Raw genomic sequence first — 13,452 nt, forward strand, 5'->3', positions numbered from 1 at the left:
GTCGACGCTTCCCATGCGGCTTCGGCCACGTAAGCCGCGCTTAGTCCGGCGCCTGCCGCCTTCGATAGAGCTGCGCCGGTCTGTGTGCAGCGACTCGAAACTCGCCTTCGACCGGTTCCACGTAGTCACGCTCTGCTAAACGGCGGCGGAAGCTGGACTTGTCAAGCGCCCGGCCGAGGATAGCCTCGCACTCGCGCTGCAGCTCTGCCAGCGAAAACTGCACTGGCAGCAGTTCGAACGGGATATTGAGGTCCTGGATCTCGGCGCGGATGTCCGCCACGGCATCGCGGATGACACGCGCGTGGTCGAAGGCGAGCCGGCCGTCGGCGACGGCTGCATCGGCAGCCGACCAGCGCAGAGCCTCGATGCGCTTGCCCGGCACCGCTTCCAGCGACCCCGTGCGTGTCATCGCCCGATAGGCGATGCTCAGGGTCCAGGGCGCTCGCGGGTCCCTGAGCTTTCCCCCGGTCACCGTCTGCAGTCGCAGGTACGGCACCCGCGTGCCGATCCGCTCCTGGGCGACCCGTTGCACGGCGCTTTCCAGGTCGTCATCCAGATCGATGCGCAGCACCCCGCCGGGGAGCGCCCACTTTCCCTTCTCGGGGGCCTGCTCGCGACGGGCAAGCAGCACTTCCAGCCCTGTTTCAGAAAGACGGATCACGCACAGCTCCACGCGCGTGAAGGGCATTGGGTAGGGCGTGGTGTTCATTTTTCTGTCGCAGCGAAGACTTAGTTGCAGTTTACTCCGAACAGGCATACACTTCGTGGCATGGTGCTACTAAGTGCCATTTGGATGCCGGGCTCCGTACAAGTCTCGGCGCCGCGGCCGACAGGCCAGCGACCGGCGGTCCCGGCTTCGCAGCGGCAGACGGAACGGCCCCGTATACGGTCGGGCCCCCGGCGGTCACTCAATGGGTGGGGTCTCGAAAGAGACCGTTCTTTTATGCGTCCTACCCGGGCGCATCGATGAACCAACCACTTAGGAGGATCTGCATGAACTACGACGTGATCGGCGATATCCATGGGCACGCAGGAAAGCTGTCGGCCCTGCTGCGCAAACTCGGCTACCGCGAGCGCGCGGGCAGCTGGGTTCCTCCGGAAGGCGCCATGGCGATCTTCGTGGGCGACCTGATCGACCGCGGTCCGGACCAGCTGGCCACGCTTGACATTGTTCGGGGCATGGTCGACGGCGGACACGCCCGTTGCGTGATGGGCAACCACGAGTTCAATGCCATCGCCTATGCCACCCGGCGCCAGGGGACCGATGACTTCCTGCGGCCGCACAGCGACAAAAACAACAGGCAGCACGACGCCTTCCTGCGGGCCGTCGAGGGCGACTCGCGGAAATACCGCGAGCTCATTGACTGGTTCCGCACGCTGCCGGTCGCGCTCGATCTCGGCGGGATCCGCGCGGTGCACGCGTGGTGGAACCTCGATTTCGTTAGGCGGGTGGATGAAGCGCGCGGCGGCAAGCCGCTGGACGACGCCTTCATGCACCAGGCATGCACCAAGGGCACAGAGCTCTACGCCGCGATGGATGGCCTCACCAAAGGGTGCGAGGTCGAGCTTCCTGGCGGGCACGACTTCGTCGACCACGACGGCACGACGCGGCACGAAGTCCGGGTGCGGTGGTGGATGGCTGAGCCCACCAGCTACCGTGACTACGCCGCCATGGACAGTAAGCAGCAAGCGGCGCTGCCTGACCTGCCGGTCGAGGCGCAGCACCGGCTTGCCGCGATCGACGGCGCACCGGTCTTCGTCGGCCACTACTGGTTCGACGGTCCGCAGCGGCTGGACTCCACCCGCCTCGCCTGTGTCGACTACTCGGCCGCGAAGGAGGGCCAGCCGCTAGTGGCCTACCGCTGGCAGGGCGAGCCGGAGCTCACCGACAAGCACTTTGTCTCGGCCGGCGCTTGAGCCGGGCCGGTCACCACAAGGAGGTCATCATGGGATTTCAGGTCACCTACATCGACAACTTCAGTGCGCCCGGCGAAGGCGCCTCGTGGGCCGGTGGCAGCTTCGCCTCCTACGAGGAAGCCGTGGCGCACTGCAAGGGCGTTGTCGACTCTTTCCTCGAGCAGGAGCACAAGCCGGGCATGCGTTCGGAAGAACTGTGGGACCGGTATGCGATGTTCGGCGAGGACGCCACGGTGCGTTCCGGCACCGGTGATCAGTTCAGCGGCTGGGACTACGCCAGGCACCGCTGTCAGGTGCTGTGTGGCGGGCGGGAGGCGGCATGAGCGAGGATGGGGAAGCCGAGAAGCTGCCGGCGCTGTCCTTCCGCTACGAGCCCGGCGGGCTCCAGGCGCGCTTCTATCACAGCACCGCCGACTACATCGAGCTGGACCTCCGAATGGGCGGGGAAACCACCTGGGTGCAGGCGGTGGAGGCGGGCACGGGCCGGTCCATCGGTGACGAGCACCGGGGGGCAAAACCGAGCGTCGAACACACGGTCTACTTCTCATCGCTCTGGTGCGCCTTCCCGGCATTCATCCGGTTCCTCGAGGCAATCACCATCGGCGTGCAGGAGTGCGCCTTCTCGTGGGACCCGGAAGGTCCGTACGGCCGGATGAAGTGGTATTCGTCGGGAGGCGCCGAAGGTTCGTTCCGGTTGCAGTGGAGCTCGGGAAAATACACGATCGACCAGTCCACACGCGTGCCCACGCGCGACGTCGTGGAGACACTCTACACGGCCTTCAGGGCATTCGCGGAGTCTGACTATGAGCCGTTCCGCTATGAGACTCTGCCCGAGTGGGACGCCTACTCGCTCATCTTGGCGGACGCAACCTTGGGTGACTTCGCGCGGGCCCTCGCCACGCTGTCGGCCGCCGAAGCAACCGCGGTGCTGATGCGAGCGGGTCAGGCGATGCACGATCGAGGTGGAGATGAACGCGTGCTGCCTGCACGGTGTCATTCCCTCGAGTGGTTCCTGCTGGCGCGGCACGACGCCAATGCAGGCGACTCAGAGCTGCCGGCGGCCTGGGACGAGTGGGGCGAAGCGCGGCGCAGGCACTATCTCGGCAGCCTCTGGGGACGCAGCACCCTGGGCTGCTGGAGTGGCTCGGATCTTCGGCGCCTGCGCTCGGCGCGGATCGAGGAGTGGCTGGCGCGCAAGAGTCCCAAGCGCCGGTGAAGCAGATGGCCTGCGGACACCGCTTGGCCAAAGCCTGGCTAGCCGAGCAGGCAACGCATGGCGGGGCGTTCCCGCTTCACAAGGATTCCCCCAATGACGAACGAGAACAAGACGGACCTCTACATCGAGTTCCCGCGGAAAGAAGAAGCCCTGAAGCTGACCGGCAGGCAGATGGAACAACGGCTGGACACCTGCATTGCCATCCGCGACGAATCGAGCAAGACAGCCTGGTTCTGGCACCCGGGCCGCGACCTCAGCGCCGCCATTCACTGGTGGGTGCGCGAAGCGGGACCGCGGCTGATCGGCGATGTCATCCGTGTGCAGGACAGATATGCCAAGTACCTGCACGATGAGTTCTTTTCCTGCGCTTTCTTCCCCGTCATCCTGATCGACGCCAACCGGATCAGCTCGCTGGTCCTCCCTTATATTTATTGCGCGACCCTGGTGCCGTATTTCGCCAGACGCACCGCCACACCGGAGGGCCGCGACAGGGTGAGGGGCATGCCGAACAAGAAGGATGAGGCGGGGTTCATCAGGTATTTTCACGACGACCTGGTTGCCAAATGGCTCATCGCCGACATCGTCGCTGCGCGGTCGGATCCCGGGGAGTTCTTGAAGGACTTGCGGGTGGCCTACCAGGAAGCCGCCCGATCGTCCTTCCGCGGCTACTGGCTGAAGCACTACCTGGCCGACATCAATCGCAGATCCACGCCTTGAGTCACGCGTTCAGCAAGCGCAAGAAGGCTGTTCCTCTCATTGCCGTGGATTGAACTATTCATCTTCGCGCTCCGCCGACTCTTGCAGCCAGAGATCCATGCGCGACCGCACCAGCGACCCAAACTCGGGATAGAAGTCCGAGCTGGCCTCCAGCACAAATCCGTGCACGTCCTCGGGTGAGTCACGCCCGAGGTCAAAGTTCGACCCAAGGCAGCCTTTCAAATTCCACGCCCGCAAGAAGAATTCTGTGAGTCCGCCCAGTGACAAGGGCTGCAGGGACGTTCTTGAGCTGGGCTGTTCCAGCGTGTCGCCTCCATATTCATCGACCACGCGATAGAAAAGCCGGCCTTTCCCTTTCCGGACGTACACGCACGTCACATCCTGGGTGGTGGAGTTGATGGCGATCCTGGCGATCTCGACCTCGCCACCCGCACGGTCCGGAAGATACTCGCCGCCCATGAGCTGCGGGTGAATCCATCCCCAAGCATTCCTCTCCTTGTCCGAGAGCTTCGGCTGCATCAAGCCTGGCGGCGCGGGCTCGCCTTCCGCAATGCTTTGCTCATAGAGCCGCTTGCGGCTTGCCCCCTTGATGCTCGAGGCCAGGTTCACGCCCAGATCCGACGCCCAGAAATAGGACCGCGGGCGGTAAGTCAGGTCGATGTCGCCGATGAAGTCTTTCATCGTGATCTCCGGTTTAGCCGTTTTCTGCGACGCGCAGGGGTAGGCAATCAGGCAAATCACCCTGGCCCAATGCGCGCCTGCGCTGGTGGACCAAAACCAGCATCGAAAGAGGGGAAGAAAGCAGATGTCCGGCTTGGTTGCCAAAGTGGCCACATCCGCTTTCGCGATCCACCTTGCCCCGGGGGCAGGTTGGCTCGGGTTACCCCGACTCTCAATGCGCCTTGAAGTGTACGTCGATGAACCTCAGGCGTCTACCCCTGTGACTTGCCGTTCTTCTCCGGGGGATCAGGCTTACCAGCGCGCGCCGATTTGCCGCCGCAGTTCGTCGATCTCCGTCTCGGACTGCGGCACCGCCCGAGTCGTCAAGTCGGGCGCGCCATTTCCTCCAGTTCCTCGAGTCCAAGTTTGGGGTCGTAAGTCGCCTGACGTTCAGCCGAATTTCCCGGTTGCTGCCGTCGAGTGGATACCAGCAGAATCTCCGCCATGGTCCCCTGTCGAATTCGTAGAGTTCTGCGAGGACCTGCGAAAGGAAGTCCATGATCCATCCAGAACTCAAAGAACGATCCATCGAAAGCATCTGGCGCGCGTACCGAGATCAGGTGCTGCTTGCCGACGGCATGCCGCCCAGCAAGGTGCAACTGACGGAGGCACGCCGCGCGATTTACCTAGGCTGCTACGCGCTGCTGGTGATGATGCGCGATGACGTGTCCAACGAAACCGAAGAGGCTGGCATGCGGATCATGCAGGGCATGGTGGAAGAGGCCACGCTGTTCGCAACCACGGCGTTGGCACAGGGGCGGGGTGGTGAGTGATTAGTCTCAGCTCGCACAGCCACAGCTCAATGACTCCCATGACGACAAACATCACTCTCTACGGCATTCCGAATTGCGATACCGTGAAGAAGGCGCGGCGCTGGCTGCAGCTGCGCGGCATCGAGCATCGATTCGTCGACTTCAAGAAGCAGGCTCCCAGCGCCGCGCAACTCGAGCACTGGGCCGCCGACCTCGGCTGGGAGCGGCTGCTGAACCGGCAGGGCAGCACGTGGCGTGGACTCGACGCGCACCTGCGCGAAGGCGTCACCGATGCGAGCAGCGCCTGCAAGGTGATGCTGGCGCACCCGAGCACGATCAAACGTCCGGTCGTCGAGGTCGGCGAGCGACGGATGGTGGGGTTTGATGAACAGGCTTTTGAAGACCTGCTTGCTCCGTGATCCCGGCCGGTGTAGCGGCGTCGACCGCCGGCATAGCTTTCCTCTCGAAAGCAGCATGTCGCGAGTTCGATGACAAGCAAAGGTAGACTTCGTCCCACCTTGCCCCTCACCGCCGTCATCGACTTCGAAACCACCGGCCTCTCCCCCGCCATGGGTGACCGCGCCACCGAGGTCGCCATCGTCCTGATGGAAGACGGCAAGGTCGTCGATCGCTTCCAGTCGCTGATGAACGCGGGCGTCCGCATCTCGCCGTTCATCGAAGCCTATACCGGCATCAGCAACGAGATGATCGCGGACGCGCCGCCCGCCGAGGAGGTGATGGCGCAGGCCAGCCGCTTCGTGGGCGACGCGCCGATGGTGGCGCACAACGCCTCGTTCGACCGGCGCTTTTGGTCGTTGGAGCTGGAGCGCCTGGGCTGCGACGCGGCGCCCGGCAACATGCACGCACCCTTCGCCTGCACCTTGCTGCTCTCGCGGCGGCTGTACCCGGAGGCGCGCAGCTTCCGGCTCGGGTCGCTGGCAGCGTTTCATGACCTGCCTGCTGCCGGGCGCGCGCACCGGGCGATGGCGGATGCGGAGGTGACCGCGGCGCTGCTGGCCCGCATCCAGCGGGACCTGGAGCGACGCTATGAGGTGTTCGACTGCCAGCACGAGTTGCTGGTGAACCTGGGCAAAGCGCCGAAGACGAAGGTGCCGGAGACGATCCGCAAGTACTTCGAGGGCTTGCCAAAGGCGGCAGAGACTTTGGATTGCGGATCAAGCCCGCAATGATCGAGGTCTCCTGATCAGCTCGAACAGCTGACGCGCGCGGCTTCGGCCGACAAACCGACTCGGCGGCGGCATATCCAGGCCTATCTCGGAATCGCTGCTGCCGTGAAGCTGCGATACCCCTGGCCCCTCAACTCACACGCCGGACACACGCCGCACCCATAACCCCACTCGTGCCGCGTGCCGTGGTCGCCCACGTAGCAGGTGTGCGTGTCTTCCTTGATCAATTCCACCAGCGCATCACCGCCCAGATCCCTGGCCAGCCGCCAAGTGGCGGCCTTGTCGATCCGCATCAGCGGCGTGTCGATCACCATGCGCGTGTCCAGGCCCAGCCCCAGCGTGACCTGCAGGGCCTTGAGGGTGTCGTCGCGGCAATCGGGGTAGCCGCTGTAGTCGGTCTCGCACATGCCGCCCACCAGCACGCTGATGTCACGCCGGTAGGCGAGGGCGGCCGCGAAGGTGAAGAAGATCAGGTTGCGCCCGGGCACGAAGGTGTTGGGTAGGCCGCTGGTGTCAAACGCGATGGCCTTGTCGGCGGTGAGGGCGGTGTCGCTCACCTGGCCGAGAAGGCCCAGGTCCAGCAGGTGATCGGGGCCGAGCTTGGGGACCCATGGCGGAAACTGTGCCTTCAGCTTGCGCAGGAAGGTCTGGCGGCTTTCCAACTCCACGCGATGGCGCTGGCCGTAGTCGAAGCCGATGGTCTCCACATGCGCGTAGCGCGCCAGCGCCCAGGCCAGGCAGGTAGCCGAGTCCTGGCCGCCGGAGAAGAGGACGAGGGCGCGGGTGTGTAGATGCGGCATTCAAGCCCGCCTGGTCTTGGCCTGCCGTTGGGTGGCAGCACTAGCCGATCCAGTCATTGCCTTCGTATTTTGCGCCGAACCCCGGTCTGGCTGTTTCTCCCTCTCCCTCCGGGAGGGAGGGGGTGAGGGCATCAGGCTCTTGCGCCCCAACCGTCGCATTCAAGCCACGCCGCACCGCTGCACGCGAAACTGGGCACAGCATGTTGGCAACTGTGGGCAGGCTTGTGGACCGCGGATGTTCGTCGCGCGCGCATGTTCCACCGCAATTCACAGACTTGTTCCGCAGCCAGGTCCTTGATATCCAAGGAAGAACGGGCGTTGTCCACAGCGACCCGGAACCACCAGGGTGTGCAAATTTCCTAAGGGCCATGCCCGTCGCTTCCTGAACAACTTCCGTGGCGAAAATTTTTTTCGGGCACAAGCCTGTGGATCGTTTCAGCACAACTGCTGGGTTTTCCACAGCTGAGGAGGGCGGGCTCTGTTTATCCAGTATTCGCGTGCACCAAAAAACCGCCGGGGTCCACAGTCGTCTACAGCACCCAGGCTCTTGATCCGCAAGGGAAATTTCGGCTTGTCCACACGCGCGGCGGGCCCTTACCTACTACGACTAACTTAGAAAAATAAATCCAATAGAAACAGCCAGGAGAACCCTGCGACCCCCGCCTCCGCCCCCTCTGGCGCAGCCGTTCCGCCCCGCGTACAGTGCAACCACTGGATCAACGGGGAGGAAGTTCCATGCTCCTGCTTACTACTGGATGTGTGTTGTCGCTGTCGCTGCTGGCGGCTTGGCGCGTTTCGCGGGCCAAGGCCAAGCGCGTGCGCGCTGAAATTCGCGACTAAAGCGATTCAAGGCAAGGCGTCTCGAGCGCGAGCGGCGCGCTCACTTGTTCGCGTGCTTGCGGTCCCGGGTTTCGACCTTCTGACCGCTCGGCCCACCCGGCTTGGGGTCGTCGGGCTTTTCGACCTTCCGGCCAAGCTTGGTGTTGCGGCCGGTGCTGGGCGGCAGGTCGAGTTCTGCGGGCTGGGTCTTGAGGTGCTTGCCGTGCCGCTGTTCGTCGGGCGACAGCGGCGCGACTTTGCGGGCGGCGGGTTGGGCCATGGTGCGCGTCTCCTGGAGTTGCGTCCCTACTCTGCGCCTCTGCTGCAAAAGCGCGTGTAGGCGGGAATGCCGTCACTGAGCCATGTGGAGTTGGCAAGGCGGGTAAGCTTCGGGTGCTCAACTGGAAGTTCTAAGGTGGATGTGGCTGGAGCGCCCCCACCCCGGCCCTCCCCCGGTGGGGGAGGGAGTAAGAAAGATCACGATGAAACTGACTCGCAGAACCTTCGCTCTTCAAACTCTGGCTGGCGCCGCCGCGCTGACCGGCCTGCCGGCCCTGGCGCAGGCGCGCACCATCCGACTGCTGGTGGGCTTTCCGCCGGGCGGCGGCACCGATGCGGTGGCGCGCCTGCTGGGCGAGCACCTGAAGGACGCGCTGAACGCCACAGTGGTGGTCGACAACAAGCCCGGGGCCGGTGGCCAGCTGGCGGCGCAGGCGCTCAAGGCTGCGGCGCCGGACGGCAACACGCTGTTCCTGTCGCACGACCACACGATCTCGATCCTGCCGCAGGTCACCAAGAACCCCGGCTTCGAGCCGGCGCAGGACTTCGTGCCGGTGGCGGGCTTCGCCACCTTCGTCAATGCCTTCGCGGTGTCGGGCGGCACGCCGGCCAAGAGCTTCAACGACTACGTGAAGTGGATCCAGGAGGGCAACGACAAGACGGGCGGCAACGCCACCAAGGGCCGCGGCACGGTGGGCGTGCCGGCGCCGGCTTCCACGCCCGAATTCCTGGTCAAGCTGATTGGCGAGAAGTACAAGCTCGACCTGGCGCCGGCGCCCTACCGTGGCAGCGCGCCCATGATGGCCGACATGCTGGGCAACCAGATCGCGGCGGGCGTCGGCTCGGTGCCGGACTTCATGGAGAACCACCGCGCGGGCAAGCTGCACATCGTCGGCGTGCTCGGCAAGGAGCGCCAGGCAACGCTGCCGGACGTGCCCACCTTCCACGAACTGGGCCTCACCGGCTTCGAAGACGTGCCCTACTACGGCGTGTTCGCGCCCAAGGGTGTGAGCCCCGCCTTCGTCAGCGAATTCGGCGCGGCGATGTCCAAGGTGCTGGCGATGCCGGCGGTGCGCGAGCAGATGCAGCGCATGGGCCTGGCGCCCGAGTACATGACGGCGCAGAAGCTCGGTGAGCGCGAGCGCGCCTACACCGCGACCTGGGCCAAGATCATCAAGGCCAAGGGCTTCGCGCCGGCGCAGTAAGGCCGCGCAGTACCGCCCCGGGGCCGGGGCGGCGCGACATAATCGGCCCAAGCAAGAAAGGGCTCGCCATGGCGCTGATGGTTCTGGGTCTGCTGCTCTTCCTGGGCGTGCACTCCACGCGCGTCTTCGCCGACGACTGGCGCAGCGCGATGGTCCAGCGCCTGGGCCTGCTGCAGTGGAAGGGCCTGTACTCGCTGCTGTCCATTCTGGGCTTCGTGCTGATCGTGATCGGCTTCAAGCAGGCGCGGCAAGAGTCGCTGGTGCTGTGGACCTCGCCGGGCTGGATGCGGCACGTGACGGCGCTGCTGATGATCCTGGCCATGGTGCTGTTCGTCGCCGCCTACATCCCGGGCAACTGGTTCAAGGCGCGTTTCCACCATCCGCAGGCGCTGAGCGTGAAGACCTGGGCGGTCGCGCACCTGCTGGCGGTGGGCGTGCTGGCCGACGTGGTGCTGTTCGGCGCCTTCCTGGCCTGGGCGGTGGTGGTCTTCATCGCCGCGCGCCGCCGCGATCGCGCCAACCACACGGTGTATGCGCCGGCCAACCCGATCGGCACGACCGCGGCCCTGGCCACCGGGCTGGCGGCCTGGTCGATCTTCGCGCTGCTGCTGCACGGTCCGCTGATCGGCGTGCGGCCACTGGGGTACTGATGTCGCTGCAAGTGCAGGTCCTGCGCCTGGCGCCTGGCGAGGACTTGCGGGCTGCGCTCGAAGCGCAAGAGATCGCCGCCGGCTGCATCCTGTCGGCGGTGGGCAGTTTCTCGCGCGTGGTGCTGCGATACGCGCAGCGGACCGAGGGCAGCGCCATCGAGGGGCCCACCGAGCTGCTCACGCTCTCGGGCACCTTGGGTCGCGACGGCGTGCACCTGCATGCGAGCGTGTCCGATGCTGACGGCCGTGTGAAGGGCGGTCACGTGATGCCGGGCTGCATCGTCCGCACCACCGCGGAGATCGTGATTGCGCTGCTGCCGCAGTGGGAGTTGGGCCGGGCGTTCGACCCGGCGACGGGGTTCAAGGAACTGCAGGCCCGGCGCCTGCCTTGAGGGCCGCATCCCGGGCTTCAGTGCGCCGGGTTTCTTCAGCTCATCGATTTGCAGCTTCCCGATGGCTGACGGCTTGATGCGCCTGTGTCTGCTTGTCGGTCTAGCCGATCTCCTGTACTGTGTTTTTCAACATCGAATATCCAACTTTGACGAGGAACACCATGCCGCTTCCCGTTCTGTCACATGTTTCGCTGGGCACCAACGACTATCCGCGCGCCAAGGCCTTCTACGACGGGGTGCTGGCCACGCTGCAGATCCAATGCGTGATGGACTTTCCGGGCGGGGCCGGTTATGGCCGGCACTTTCCCGAGTTCTGGATCCAGGCGCCGCATGACGGCGGCCGCGCTTCAGCCGGCAACGGGGTTCATATCTGCTTCTTCGCCAGCTCGCAGGAGGAAGTGAAGGCCTTCCATGCGATGGCGCTGGAACTGGGCGGCACCGACGAGGGCGCGCCGGGCCTGCGGCCCGAATACTCGGACGACTACTACGCCGCCTTTGTGCGCGACCCCGACGGCAACAAGATCGAGGCGATGGTCGCGCCGCCGAAGAAGGGTAGCTGAGGCGCTTGGGCCGCCGCCTCCTTGGACGCGTTCGGGTGGTGCGGGGGGCGCGGGGGGCGGACAGGGGAGGGGCAAGGGCGGGGGTTAGTTAGACCCCTGATGCTCTTGCCCCCGGGCCTCTCCTAGTGGGAGAGGGAATTCATTCGGAATTCATTCGCTTCGGAGCGCCCCCACCCCAACCCTCCCCCGGAGGGGGAGGGAGTGAAGGGGTTAGTGTCTTTGGGGGCGCAGGGCGGGCTCGCACAGTTCGGAGAACTGGAAGCCGCGGGCCAGGCCGTATTCCCAGCCCTGGGGGCGGTAGCTGCCGTCGCTTTGTTTGATGAAAATCTGCTTGCCCGCTAGCAGGCGGCGCAGCAGGGGTTCCAGTTCTTCCAGCGCGCCGGGGCTGAGCCAGGCCGCGATGACGGTGCCGGTGTCGAACGAATCTTGGACGTACTGCATTTGTCGGTTCGTCGAGAGATGTACTGGAATCATTGTGCGCAGCAGCAGTGCCGGGCGCCAGTGCGTTTTGGCACTGTGGTGAGACTTTAGAGATGTTTCCCGGGCGCAGCGTTGCGCGGATCTCACGCGACGGTTTTGAAGCCCCAGCTGCGCGTGCTCAGGATCTTTTCCAATTGTTCCAGCATGCGCGTCCAGCCCTGGCGCGTGCGTTCGGCATAGGCCCTGGCTTCGGCGCCCTCGCCCAGCTGATGGGTCAGGACCAGCTCGCAGATGCTGATGCCCATGGGCACGAAGTCCAGCGTCACCCGCGTCGGCGGACTCAGGAAGGGTTCGACGCCGAAGTCGAACACCAGGCGGCTGGGCCGGTCGATCTCGACATAGGTGCCGCGGTGCTCGGCGTCGAAGAAGCTTTCCTCGCCGTCACCGATGGGCCGGCGGTCGGTCACGGTGAAGCCGCCGCCCACCTCGGGCTTGATCTGGCATTGCAGGACGTTGCCGGTGCGGGTGGCGAACAGGAAACGCGCGGCCTGCGCCGGCGTGAGCCAGGCGTCGAAGACGCGCTCGACAGACACGTTGTAACGGTGCGTGACGCGCACCAAAACAGGATCCGGCATGGAAGGCGTTTATCGTTGGGTCACTCTGCAGTGTCAAGACCACGAAAGGATGCTTTCGCTATCGATGCGACACCGCGATGACACCGCAGAGTTTATTTCCCTTCGGGCAGTTCGATCTTGACTTCGAGCACCTCGAGGTTGTCCTGCCGCTGCAGGTCGACCTTGATGTCGTGCGGATCGATCTTGATGTACTTGCTGATCACCGCGACCAGGTCGCGCTGCAGGGCCGGCAGGTAGTCGGGCTGGCTGCCGTGGCGGCCGGAGCGCTCGTGCGCCAGGATGATCTGCAGCCGCTCCTTGGCGACGGCGGCGGTTTTCTTCTTCTCGCCGAGCAGGAATGAGAGCAGGGAGGCCATCGCCGCTTACCTCGCCGCGAACAGGCGCTTGAAGAAGCCGGCCTTCTGCGCGTCGATGAAGCGCAGCGGCTTGTCGGCCCCGAGGAAGCGGTCGACCACGTCCCGGTAGGACTCCGAGACGTCGCTGCCCTTCATGTGGACGGCGGGCAGGCCCTGGTTGGAAGCCTGCAGCACGGTCTCGCTCTCGGGGATCACGCCGATCAGCTTGATGCGCAGGATGTCCTGGATGTCCTCCAGCGACAGCATCTGGCCCTGGTCGACGCGGTTCGGGTTGTAGCGGGTGATCAGCAGGTGCTCCTTCACCGGCTCCTTGCCGTCGATCGCGCGCTTGGTCTTGGACGACAGCATGCCCAGGATGCGGTCGGAGTCGCGCACCGAGGAGACTTCCGGGTTGGTCACCACCAGCGCTTCGTCGGCGAAATGCATGGCCATCAGCGCGCCGGTCTCGATGCCGGCGGGCGAGTCGCAGACGATGTACTCGAAGCCCATCTCGGCCAGGTCCTTCAGCACCTTCTCGACGCCGTCCTTGGTCAGGGCTTCCTTGTCGCGGGTCTGCGAGGCCGCCAGGATGAACAGGTTGTCGCACTGCTTGTCCTTGATCAGGGCCTGGTGCAGGTTGGCCTCGCCGTGGATCACGTTGATCAGGTCGTACACCACGCGGCGCTCGCAACCCATGATCAGGTCCAGGTTGCGCAGGCCGACGTCGAAGTCGATCACGGCGGTCTTGTGGCCGGCCAGGGCCAGGCCGGAGGCGAAGCTGGCGCTGGTGGTGGTCTTGCCCACCCCGCCTTTGCCGGAGGTGATGACGATGATTCTTGCCATGAGGA

At 64.9% G+C, this 13,452-nt stretch carries 19 protein-coding genes and 1 riboswitch; of the genes, 11 read left to right on the forward strand and 8 right to left on the reverse strand.

The window, feature by feature from the left end:
- Positions 1 to 40: 40 nt before the first annotated feature.
- A complete protein-coding gene (locus UC35_RS10505; protein WP_158513883.1) occupies positions 41 to 709 on the reverse strand; it encodes an NUDIX hydrolase in 669 nt (222 codons plus the stop codon).
- A gap of 284 nt (positions 710 to 993) precedes the next feature.
- Between UC35_RS10505 and UC35_RS10510 the strand changes: the two genes are divergently transcribed.
- The 4 genes from UC35_RS10510 to UC35_RS10525 all read left to right on the forward strand — a co-directional run bounded on the left by UC35_RS10510 (position 994) and on the right by UC35_RS10525 (position 3,850).
- Positions 994 to 1,917 (forward strand): metallophosphoesterase, encoded by a 924-nt coding sequence (locus UC35_RS10510; protein WP_061499029.1) that lies wholly within the window; start codon positions 994 to 996, stop codon positions 1,915 to 1,917.
- A 29-nt stretch (positions 1,918 to 1,946) separates the two neighbouring features.
- Complete coding sequence (locus UC35_RS10515; RefSeq protein WP_145979399.1) at positions 1,947 to 2,240, forward strand: hypothetical protein; 294 nt, start codon at positions 1,947 to 1,949, stop codon at positions 2,238 to 2,240.
- On the forward strand, positions 2,237 to 3,133 hold the full coding sequence (locus tag UC35_RS10520) for a hypothetical protein (RefSeq protein ID WP_061499035.1): 897 nt from the start codon (positions 2,237 to 2,239) through the stop codon (positions 3,131 to 3,133). Before UC35_RS10515 ends, UC35_RS10520 begins: the two co-directional genes overlap by 4 nt.
- 93 nt (positions 3,134 to 3,226) lie before the next feature.
- Complete coding sequence (locus UC35_RS10525) at positions 3,227 to 3,850, forward strand: hypothetical protein (protein WP_061499039.1); 624 nt, start codon at positions 3,227 to 3,229, stop codon at positions 3,848 to 3,850.
- Between the two features lie 54 nt (positions 3,851 to 3,904).
- Here the strand turns inward: UC35_RS10525 and UC35_RS10530 are convergent, their stop codons facing one another.
- Positions 3,905 to 4,531: a hypothetical protein gene (locus UC35_RS10530; RefSeq protein WP_145979400.1), complete on the reverse strand. Its 627-nt coding sequence runs from the start codon at positions 4,529 to 4,531 to the stop codon at positions 3,905 to 3,907.
- A 123-nt stretch (positions 4,532 to 4,654) separates the two neighbouring features.
- Positions 4,655 to 4,754: riboswitch (SAM-I-IV-variant riboswitch) on the reverse strand.
- 313 nt (positions 4,755 to 5,067) lie between these two features.
- On the opposite strand from UC35_RS10530, the gene UC35_RS10535 reads away from it, so the two are divergent.
- The 3 genes from UC35_RS10535 (at position 5,068) to UC35_RS10545 (ending at position 6,512) form a co-directional block, all read left to right on the forward strand.
- A complete protein-coding gene (locus UC35_RS10535) occupies positions 5,068 to 5,343 on the forward strand; it encodes a hypothetical protein (RefSeq protein ID WP_061499044.1) in 276 nt (91 codons plus the stop codon).
- A gap of 38 nt (positions 5,344 to 5,381) precedes the next feature.
- Positions 5,382 to 5,741 carry an arsenate reductase gene (locus UC35_RS10540; RefSeq protein ID WP_061499046.1) on the forward strand — a complete coding sequence of 120 codons (360 nt, stop codon included), beginning with the start codon at positions 5,382 to 5,384 and terminating at the stop codon, positions 5,739 to 5,741.
- A gap of 99 nt (positions 5,742 to 5,840) precedes the next feature.
- A complete protein-coding gene (locus tag UC35_RS10545; RefSeq protein WP_173861253.1) occupies positions 5,841 to 6,512 on the forward strand; it encodes a PolC-type DNA polymerase III in 672 nt (223 codons plus the stop codon).
- 80 nt (positions 6,513 to 6,592) lie between these two features.
- On the opposite strand, the gene queC is transcribed toward UC35_RS10545, so the two are convergent.
- Both queC and UC35_RS10555 read right to left on the reverse strand, forming a co-directional pair.
- On the reverse strand, positions 6,593 to 7,309 hold the full coding sequence (queC, locus tag UC35_RS10550) for a 7-cyano-7-deazaguanine synthase QueC (RefSeq protein ID WP_061499052.1): 717 nt from the start codon (positions 7,307 to 7,309) through the stop codon (positions 6,593 to 6,595).
- An 880-nt stretch (positions 7,310 to 8,189) separates the two neighbouring features.
- Positions 8,190 to 8,408 carry a hypothetical protein gene (locus tag UC35_RS10555; protein ID WP_061499054.1) on the reverse strand — a complete coding sequence of 73 codons (219 nt, stop codon included), beginning with the start codon at positions 8,406 to 8,408 and terminating at the stop codon, positions 8,190 to 8,192.
- 202 nt (positions 8,409 to 8,610) lie between these two features.
- Between UC35_RS10555 and UC35_RS10560 the strand changes: the two genes are divergently transcribed.
- The 4 genes from UC35_RS10560 to UC35_RS10575 all read left to right on the forward strand — a co-directional run bounded on the left by UC35_RS10560 (position 8,611) and on the right by UC35_RS10575 (position 11,214).
- Complete coding sequence (locus UC35_RS10560; RefSeq protein ID WP_061499057.1) at positions 8,611 to 9,612, forward strand: Bug family tripartite tricarboxylate transporter substrate binding protein; 1,002 nt, start codon at positions 8,611 to 8,613, stop codon at positions 9,610 to 9,612.
- A 68-nt stretch (positions 9,613 to 9,680) separates the two neighbouring features.
- Complete coding sequence (locus UC35_RS10565; RefSeq protein ID WP_061499060.1) at positions 9,681 to 10,262, forward strand: NnrU family protein; 582 nt, start codon at positions 9,681 to 9,683, stop codon at positions 10,260 to 10,262.
- 5 nt (positions 10,263 to 10,267) lie between these two features.
- Positions 10,268 to 10,654 (forward strand): PPC domain-containing DNA-binding protein, encoded by a 387-nt coding sequence (locus UC35_RS10570; protein ID WP_061503785.1) that lies wholly within the window; start codon positions 10,268 to 10,270, stop codon positions 10,652 to 10,654.
- 161 nt (positions 10,655 to 10,815) lie between these two features.
- Positions 10,816 to 11,214 carry a VOC family protein gene (locus UC35_RS10575; RefSeq protein ID WP_061499063.1) on the forward strand — a complete coding sequence of 133 codons (399 nt, stop codon included), beginning with the start codon at positions 10,816 to 10,818 and terminating at the stop codon, positions 11,212 to 11,214.
- Positions 11,215 to 11,424: 210 nt separating this feature from the next.
- Here UC35_RS10575 and UC35_RS10580 read toward each other — a convergent pair whose 3' ends face one another.
- The 4 genes from UC35_RS10580 to minD form a co-directional block, all read right to left on the reverse strand.
- Positions 11,425 to 11,655 carry a hypothetical protein gene (locus UC35_RS10580; RefSeq protein ID WP_061499065.1) on the reverse strand — a complete coding sequence of 77 codons (231 nt, stop codon included), beginning with the start codon at positions 11,653 to 11,655 and terminating at the stop codon, positions 11,425 to 11,427.
- Between the two features lie 122 nt (positions 11,656 to 11,777).
- Entirely contained in the window at positions 11,778 to 12,269 is a 492-nt protein-coding gene (locus UC35_RS10585; RefSeq protein WP_061499068.1) for an SRPBCC family protein, read from the reverse strand.
- A gap of 92 nt (positions 12,270 to 12,361) precedes the next feature.
- The gene (minE, locus tag UC35_RS10590) at positions 12,362 to 12,625 is read right to left on the reverse strand and encodes a cell division topological specificity factor MinE (protein ID WP_061499071.1); all 264 of its coding nucleotides are present in this window, start codon (positions 12,623 to 12,625) and stop codon (positions 12,362 to 12,364) included.
- A 6-nt stretch (positions 12,626 to 12,631) separates the two neighbouring features.
- A complete protein-coding gene (gene minD / locus UC35_RS10595) occupies positions 12,632 to 13,447 on the reverse strand; it encodes a septum site-determining protein MinD (RefSeq protein ID WP_061499073.1) in 816 nt (271 codons plus the stop codon).
- Between the last annotated feature and the right edge of the window lie 5 nt (positions 13,448 to 13,452).

Source organism: Ramlibacter tataouinensis (assembly GCF_001580455.1).
Taxonomy (GTDB): domain Bacteria; phylum Pseudomonadota; class Gammaproteobacteria; order Burkholderiales; family Burkholderiaceae_C; genus Ramlibacter; species Ramlibacter tataouinensis_B.

Coding starts and splice junctions, on each gene's coding strand:
- UC35_RS10505 (WP_158513883.1), bottom strand. CDS start 709: ATGAACACCACGCCCTACCCAATGCCCTTCACGCGCGTGGAGCTGTGC.
- UC35_RS10510 (WP_061499029.1), top strand. CDS start 994: ATGAACTACGACGTGATCGGCGATATCCATGGGCACGCAGGAAAGCTG.
- UC35_RS10515 (WP_145979399.1), top strand. CDS start 1,947: ATGGGATTTCAGGTCACCTACATCGACAACTTCAGTGCGCCCGGCGAA.
- UC35_RS10520 (WP_061499035.1), top strand. CDS start 2,237: ATGAGCGAGGATGGGGAAGCCGAGAAGCTGCCGGCGCTGTCCTTCCGC.
- UC35_RS10525 (WP_061499039.1), top strand. CDS start 3,227: ATGACGAACGAGAACAAGACGGACCTCTACATCGAGTTCCCGCGGAAA.
- UC35_RS10530 (WP_145979400.1), bottom strand. CDS start 4,531: ATGAAAGACTTCATCGGCGACATCGACCTGACTTACCGCCCGCGGTCC.
- UC35_RS10535 (WP_061499044.1), top strand. CDS start 5,068: ATGATCCATCCAGAACTCAAAGAACGATCCATCGAAAGCATCTGGCGC.
- UC35_RS10540 (WP_061499046.1), top strand. CDS start 5,382: ATGACGACAAACATCACTCTCTACGGCATTCCGAATTGCGATACCGTG.
- queC (WP_061499052.1), bottom strand. CDS start 7,309: ATGCCGCATCTACACACCCGCGCCCTCGTCCTCTTCTCCGGCGGCCAG.
- UC35_RS10555 (WP_061499054.1), bottom strand. CDS start 8,408: ATGGCCCAACCCGCCGCCCGCAAAGTCGCGCCGCTGTCGCCCGACGAA.
- UC35_RS10560 (WP_061499057.1), top strand. CDS start 8,611: ATGAAACTGACTCGCAGAACCTTCGCTCTTCAAACTCTGGCTGGCGCC.
- UC35_RS10565 (WP_061499060.1), top strand. CDS start 9,681: ATGGCGCTGATGGTTCTGGGTCTGCTGCTCTTCCTGGGCGTGCACTCC.
- UC35_RS10575 (WP_061499063.1), top strand. CDS start 10,816: ATGCCGCTTCCCGTTCTGTCACATGTTTCGCTGGGCACCAACGACTAT.
- UC35_RS10580 (WP_061499065.1), bottom strand. CDS start 11,655: ATGCAGTACGTCCAAGATTCGTTCGACACCGGCACCGTCATCGCGGCC.
- UC35_RS10585 (WP_061499068.1), bottom strand. CDS start 12,269: ATGCCGGATCCTGTTTTGGTGCGCGTCACGCACCGTTACAACGTGTCT.
- minE (WP_061499071.1), bottom strand. CDS start 12,625: ATGGCCTCCCTGCTCTCATTCCTGCTCGGCGAGAAGAAGAAAACCGCC.
- minD (WP_061499073.1), bottom strand. CDS start 13,447: ATGGCAAGAATCATCGTCATCACCTCCGGCAAAGGCGGGGTGGGCAAG.